The organism is Marinobacter algicola DG893, assembly GCF_000170835.1.
In the GTDB taxonomy this organism is placed as follows: Bacteria; Pseudomonadota; Gammaproteobacteria; order Pseudomonadales; family Oleiphilaceae; genus Marinobacter; species Marinobacter algicola.
Window position 1 is genome coordinate 1 of record NZ_ABCP01000074.1, and the last position, 6,723, is coordinate 6,723.

4 protein-coding genes and 1 pseudogene are annotated in these 6,723 nt (G+C 56.7%); 3 read left to right on the top strand and 2 right to left on the bottom strand.

Features of this window, described 5'->3' with window-relative positions; translation table 11 throughout:
• Nucleotides 1–3 precede the first annotated feature (3 nt).
• A complete protein-coding gene (locus tag MDG893_RS19975) occupies nt 4–762 on the bottom strand; it encodes a DeoR/GlpR family transcriptional regulator (protein ID WP_007155657.1) in 759 nt (252 codons plus the stop codon).
• Between the two features lie 217 nt (nt 763–979).
• Here MDG893_RS19975 and glpK point away from each other — a divergent pair, with 217 nt between their 5' ends.
• The gene (gene glpK, locus MDG893_RS19980; protein WP_007155658.1) at nt 980–2,452 is read left to right on the top strand and encodes a glycerol kinase GlpK; all 1,473 of its coding nucleotides are present in this window, start codon (nt 980–982) and stop codon (nt 2,450–2,452) included.
• Here glpK and MDG893_RS19985 read toward each other — a convergent pair.
• Nucleotides 2,453–4,347, bottom strand: a pseudogene (locus tag MDG893_RS19985) (sigma-54-dependent Fis family transcriptional regulator).
• A 338-nt stretch (nt 4,348–4,685) separates the two neighbouring features.
• Here MDG893_RS19985 and MDG893_RS19990 point away from each other — a divergent pair.
• A complete protein-coding gene (locus MDG893_RS19990) occupies nt 4,686–5,780 on the top strand; it encodes an ABC transporter ATP-binding protein (RefSeq protein ID WP_007155661.1) in 1,095 nt (364 codons plus the stop codon).
• Nucleotides 5,780–6,723 (top strand): ABC transporter ATP-binding protein (locus MDG893_RS19995; RefSeq protein WP_007155662.1); only part of this gene is annotated, 944 nt, incomplete at its 3' end. The genes MDG893_RS19990 and MDG893_RS19995, both read left to right, overlap by 1 nt.

The window sequence follows — 6,723 nt, forward strand, 5'->3', positions numbered from 1 at the left end:
GGGTTAGACCAGGTGCAGTTCCACGTTGTTTTCACGCAGGAGCTGGCGGATTTCGACGGGAGGCGGTTCATCGGTAAACACATGATCCGCCTGGGCAATGCTGCCGAGGCGCACCATGGCGTTGCGGCCGAACTTGGAATGGTCCGCGGCCAGCAGTACCTGGCCGGAATTCTCGATGATGGACTGGGCAACCCGGACTTCCCGGTAATCGAAGTCCAGCAAAGAACCGTCGCTGTGGATGCCGCTGATACCGATAATGCCGAAATCCATCTTGAACTGGTTGATGAAGTCCCGGGTGGCTTCACCCACAATGCCGCCGTCGCGGTTACGCACTTCGCCGCCGGCAATAATGATGTGGAAGTCTTCCTTGGCGGAAAGGATGGATGCGACGTGCAGGTTGTTGGTGACTACCTGGAGGTTGTTTTTCTCGAGCAGGGCCTTGGCGATGGTTTCCGTGGTGGTGCCGATGTTGATGAACATGGAGGAGTTGTCGGGGATCATGTCCACCAGCGCTTCAGCAATGCGCTCCTTGGCTTCCAGGTCCATGATTTTGCGCGCCTGGTAGGCCGTATTCACCGTGCTGGAGTCGATGCCGGCGCCACCGTGATGCCGGCGCAGTTTCTTTTGGCTGGCCAGGTCGTTCAAATCCCGGCGAATGGTTTGCGGCGTTACCTTGAACTGATCAACCAGTTGCTCGGTGGTCACGAAGCCGTTCTGTTGGATGAGCTCCATGATCAGGTCCTGTCGGCGTCGTTGTGCCATTCAAACTCCTCCGGTCCACGGTTTTTCTGTAACGAACGAAATAGCGATTTCAAACCTGAACTCAGTTTAGAGTGTTTTGTGCCTTTGTGCAGCATTTTTAGGGGCTTGTGTGAGGCTTGCGACGCGCGGGTAAGTTTTCGCCCGCAAAAAGGGTTGGCTTTTGTTTTCAAAAAAGTAAAAATACGAAAAAATAAGAACACCCCGAGGCAAAACAACTATGACTCAGTACATTCTGTCGATCGACCAGGGGACAACCAGTTCCCGCGCCATCCTGTTTACCCTGGACGGCAACATTCACGCGACGAGCCAGCAGGAGTTCCCTCAGCATTTTCCCGCCAGCGGCTGGGTTGAGCATGACCCGGAAGACATCTGGCGTACCGTCCGGGAAACCTGCGATGACGTGATGGCCAAGGGGTGTGGTGACAACGATGAGGTTGTCGCTGTTGGCATAACGAATCAGCGTGAAACCACGGTGTTGTGGGACCGCGCAACCGGCGAAGCCATTTACCCAGCGATCGTCTGGCAGGACAGGCGAACTGCAGACTGGTGTGAATCGCTCAAGAAGCAAAGCCTTGAACCTTCCGTGAACAACAAAACAGGACTGTTGATTGATCCCTACTTTTCGGCGACGAAAATTCGATGGGTGTTGGACAATGTTCCGGGCGCCCAGCAGCGCGCTGACCGCGGAGAATTGGCATTTGGCACCATCGACAGTTTCCTCCTTTGGCGCCTGACAGGCGGCAGGGAGCACAGGACCGATGCGACCAACGCCAGTCGCACCCTGTTGTTCAACATTTACGATCAGAAGTGGGACCCGGAGTTGCTAGACCTGTTCGGTATTCCCGCGTCGTTGTTGCCGCAAGTTATGGATTCTGCGGCGGACTTCGGCCAGATCGTCGATAACGGTCGATTGAATGGTACGTCCGTCATGGGGATGGCGGGGGATCAGCAGGCGGCTCTGTTCGGCCAGACATGCTTCGAAACCGGGATGGCGAAAAGCACCTACGGTACTGGTTGTTTCCTGATGCTGAACACTGGCGACAAGGCGCTGACATCGGAGCACCGCCTGCTCACGACAGTGGCCTATCGTCTCAACGGCAAGCCCGCCTACGCTCTGGAGGGGAGCATCTTTATCGCCGGTGCTGCTATCCAGTGGTTGCGGGACGGGTTGCAGCTGATTCGGGACGCTTGTGAGACCGAGCCCCTGGCGGAGGGCACACCGGTGGATCACGGTGTCTATCTGGTACCGGCATTTACGGGCTTGGGCGCACCTTACTGGGACCCGAACGCCCGTGGGGCAATTTTCGGGCTGACCCGTGATACCGGTATCAAGGAAATCGTGACCGCTGGCCTGCAATCGGTTTGCTACCAGACCAAGGATCTGCAGAAGGCGATGGAAAAGGATGGCATCAGGCCCATTACTCTGCGTGTCGACGGTGGCATGGTGGCCAACAACTGGGTGCTGCAGTTTCTGGCGGATATTCTCGGGGCGCGGGTCGATCGGCCCGCACTGGTGGAAACCACCGCGCTGGGCGCCGCCTACCTTGCCGGCCTGCAGGCGGGTGTCTACAAAAGCCTGGAAGATCTGAGCAGTATGTGGCGATGCGACCGCAGTTTTGAGGCAACGATGACCAAAGCCCAGCGCGACAAGCTCTATGACGGCTGGCTTAAAGCCATTCGCAAGCTATGACTACCTTACACCCAGATCCCGAAGTCGCTTGTACAGGGTGTTGCGGCTGACAGCCAGTTCCCTGGCTGCACGGGACACGTTGCCCATGCACTGTCGGTAGACCACCAGTGTCTGATCCATGGTGTCATTCCGGGAGTTGTCATTCGCCTGGGGCGACTCCCGAAAGGGCGATGCATCGAATACCGGTTTGCGCTCGGGCCGGGTTTGACTTTCATAATCCGCCAGGAAATCCTCCCGGCAGTGCCAGAGTTGCACGTCGTCGCCGTCGCAATGGCCACGGCGACGCGGACGATGTTCACCAGCTGGCGAATATTGCCGGCCAGGGTGATCTCAAGCGCCGCCATTACCTCATTGTTCAGAGTGTCCGATTGGCCACTGTCACGATGCTCCAGATAGATTCTGCGGATCAGCTCGCGCCGGTCCATTCGATCCCTGAGTGCTGGAAGCTCAAGGCTGAGGCCATTGATGCGGTAGTAGAGGTCCGCTCTGAACTCACCGTTGTCGATTCGATCTGCGAGCGGGCGGTTGGTCGCAGACACCAGCAGTATGTCCACGGGGATGCGTTCCGTGGACCCCACCGGCGTCACTTCCCGTTCCTGCAGCACGCGCAATAGTCGGGACTGGGCGGCCAGGGGCATTTCGCCGATTTCGTCCAGAAACAGAATGCCCTTGTTCGCCTTGCGTATCAGACCAAGGGAGCCCTGGGCGCGGGCGCCGGTGAATGCGCCAGCCTCGTAGCCAAACAGTTCGGATTCGACGAGTTCTGGTGGGATCGCCGCACAGTTAACGGAGACCAGCGGCTGCGCGCATCGTTGACTGGATCCATGCAAGGCTTTGACCATCACTTCCTTGCCGACGCCGGTTTCACCACAAATCAGTATCGGAACGCCTCTTTCCAGAACCTTCCTCGCCTGGTCGGCGCAGCGCCGAACCAGTGTGTCCCCATGTTCGATATCGTCCATGGAAACACCAGCCACACCTGGCTCCGGGGTCTTGGCACGGAGTATTGCGCGCACGGGCTTTGTGGTGACCGTGTCGAGCGAGACCGGGCGCTTCAGCAGTCCTGACAGCCGCACTCGTTTCGTGGTTGTGAGCTGTATGGGGGTGTTATGGGAGTGATTCAGTATCAGGTTTCGGTTTTCAATAAACAGTGAGCTCAGGTTGCGCCCGGACAACGCCTCGCCGAGCAGTTGATCTGCCCGTTGATTGGAGGCAACTATGCGTCCGTTAGGGTCAAACGCGATCAGTCCCGACCAGGGGCTGTCGATATTGTCCGCCGTGGTGTTGAGGGTGAGGATAAAATGATCGCCCCCCAACTGCCTGACGATCAGACGGTTTTCAACCGATTGCGAAAGAAGACGAACCATCCCCAGCGTATGCGCCTGCGGTAGGTAGGCATCACTGAAGGCACTGAGAACCCCCACCAGGGTTCTGTCGGTATCGAATATCGGCGCCGCGGAACTGATGATGCTCCGGTTGAGTTTGAGAAAATGTTCGTTTCGCTGGACCTGGACGGGCGAGCGGGTGGCGATGGAAGTGCCAATGGCGTTGGTGCCAGCATAGCGTTCGTGCCAGCTGGCGCCTGCGCTGAACCATGGCCGCAGATGGCTTTCGGTAATGCGTTTGTCGCCCCAGCCCTTCAGCACCTGGGCATGGGAGTCGGCCAGCAGGATCAGGCAGCGGCTGTTGGACATGATGTTGTTGTAGTAGGGAAGTACTTCCGTCTCTGTTGTGCTGAGTAACGCTTCGTAGTCCTTTTCCAGCGTTTCCCGGGCACGGTCGTCGAGGTTCGCGGGCTCGGGTTCGTAGTCATGGTGAAGCCCGTAACCAATACAGCGGTTCCATGAATCCGCGATTATGGATCGGTATTCCGCCCTCTCTTGTTGCCGTTTCACGCGAATCCTCCGCGTTCCTGAAGTTCGTTTTGTTTTTCGCACCCCGCCAGGGTGGCCCGAGGCCGCGAATCTGTTCGCCACGATGTTCAATAATGTGCTCATTGGTTGTTCAGGTCAATGTTCAAACTGAACAAAAAGTTTGATATCGAACATTTTTATTTTCAATAAAGAAATTCCCTGGAAATTTAATATCAATAAAAACAATGGTCTACGTATTTGCTCGTGGTTTCCACCTACATTGGTATGCTCATTGCCTTTATGTATTCGAAATCGAATTCTCGCCGGTCACTTGCGGGTGACGGCGGATAACGTGCCACAAGAACAACAAAGGAAAGCCTATGTCCTTAACGCTGGAGAACCTCTCCCGTGTCGTGGATGGAGTCGATTACATCCGGGACGCGAACATCACATTTGAGGCAGGTTCGTTCAACGTTCTGCTCGGGCGTACATTGGCCGGTAAAACCTCGTTGATGCGGTTGATGGCCGGGCTGGACAAGCCCGATGACGGCCGCCTCATCTACAACGGCAACGATGTGACCGGGCAAAGCGTTCAACAACGCAATGTCTCAATGATCTATCAGCAGTTCATCAATTATCCCAACCTCACGGTCTACGAAAACATTGCCTCGCCCCTGCGTCTTGCCAAGATGAAGGAGAGTGAGATTGACCGGCGGGTCAAGGAAACCGCGAACATGCTGCAGATTGACCCCTTGCTCAAGCGGTATCCGCTGGAGCTTTCAGGGGGGCAGCAACAGCGAACGGCGATGGCCAGGGCGCTGGTCAAGGACGCCACCCTGATCCTGTTCGACGAGCCGCTGGTGAACCTGGACTATAAACTGCGGGAAGAATTGCGTGCTGAGCTGCGCGAATTGTTCCGCGAACGCCAGTGCATTGCCGTATACGCCACCACCGAAGCCAACGAGGCGTTGGCTTTGGGAGGCGTCACCACACTCCTGAACGAAGGACGGATCGTTCAGACCGGCCCGGTGATGGACGTTTACCGCAACCCCGTGAACACCCTGGCGGCACAACTGTTCAGTGAGCCGCCGATGAATATGATCAAGGGCCGGGTAACTGACACGGAAGTGACCTTCGACGAATACTCCCATCACGCGTTGACCCAGGAACTCGCACGGCTTGAACCCGGCGATTACTGGTTTGGTATCCGCCCAAGTCACATCGGGCTGGTCCCCAACAACGAGGATGATCTCGAAATGTCCATGGAGGTCGAGCTCAGTGAAATCAGTGGCTCCGAAACCTTCATGCACGTGCGCAATCGCTACTTCGAGATGGTGATGCAGCTGATGGGCGTTCACCAGTACCACACCGGTTCGCCCATCAAGATCTACCTGCCCATCAACAAACTGTTCGTATTCGATAAAGACGAAAGCCTGGTGCACACACCGGCACAGGTCACAGGAGGGTCGGTCTGATGGCTGAAATTCATTTGAAGTCCCTGGCTCACAGCTACAGTGAAACCCCGACCGGGCCCGATGACTACGCGATCCGTCAACTGGATCATGTCTGGGAGAAGGGTGGGGCGTACGCATTGCTCGGCCCGTCCGGTTGCGGCAAGAGCACGATGCTGAACATTATTTCCGGCCTGCTCCAACCCTCCGAGGGCGATGTTCTGTTCGATGGCAAGCGGGTGAACGAACTGTCCCCACGGGACCGCAACATTGCCCAGGTTTTCCAGTTCCCCGTGATCTACGACTCGATGACGGTGTACCAGAACCTGGCGTTCCCGCTCAAGAACACCGGCGTGCCGTCCTCCCAGATCAAGGCCAAGGTGCATGAGATCGCTGAGATCCTGGAGATTGAAAGCGAGCTGCAGAAAAAGGCCAAGAACCTGTCTGCGGATCAGAAGCAGAAGGTTTCCATGGGGAGGGGCCTGGTTCGTGGCGATGTGTCCGCCATCCTCTTCGATGAACCCTTGACGGTGATTGATCCTCAGCTCAAGTGGAAGTTGCGCCGCAAACTCAAGCAGATTCACGAACAGTTCGACATCACCATGGTGTACGTCACCCACGACCAGCTTGAGGCGTCTACCTTCGCTGACAAGATTGCGGTGATGTACGGCGGTCAGATTGTGCAATTTGGCACCCCAACGGAACTGTTCGAACAGCCCAACCACACGTTTGTGGGGTATTTCATCGGTAGCCCCGGCATGAACCTGATCGAGGTCCAGCGCTGCCCTCGAGGTGTCTGCTTCGGCAGCACGGTTGTTCCACTGGGTTCCCAGCAGGTGGAGTTGTTGCAGCGCCTGCAGTCCAACAACCTCAAGATCGGTATCCGCCCGGAGTTTATCCAGGCGTCCGATATGCCGGCGGACGATACGTTTGAAGCCGAGGTGCTGGATGTCGAAGACCTGGGTAC

Bases quoted from the DNA above. Each gene is read 5' to 3' on its own strand.
- glpK (WP_007155658.1), top strand. From the start codon at position 980: ATGACTCAGTACATTCTGTCGATCGACCAGGGGACAACCAGTTCCCGC.
- MDG893_RS19975 (WP_007155657.1), bottom strand. From the start codon at position 762: ATGGCACAACGACGCCGACAGGACCTGATCATGGAGCTCATCCAACAG.
- MDG893_RS19990 (WP_007155661.1), top strand. From the start codon at position 4,686: ATGTCCTTAACGCTGGAGAACCTCTCCCGTGTCGTGGATGGAGTCGAT.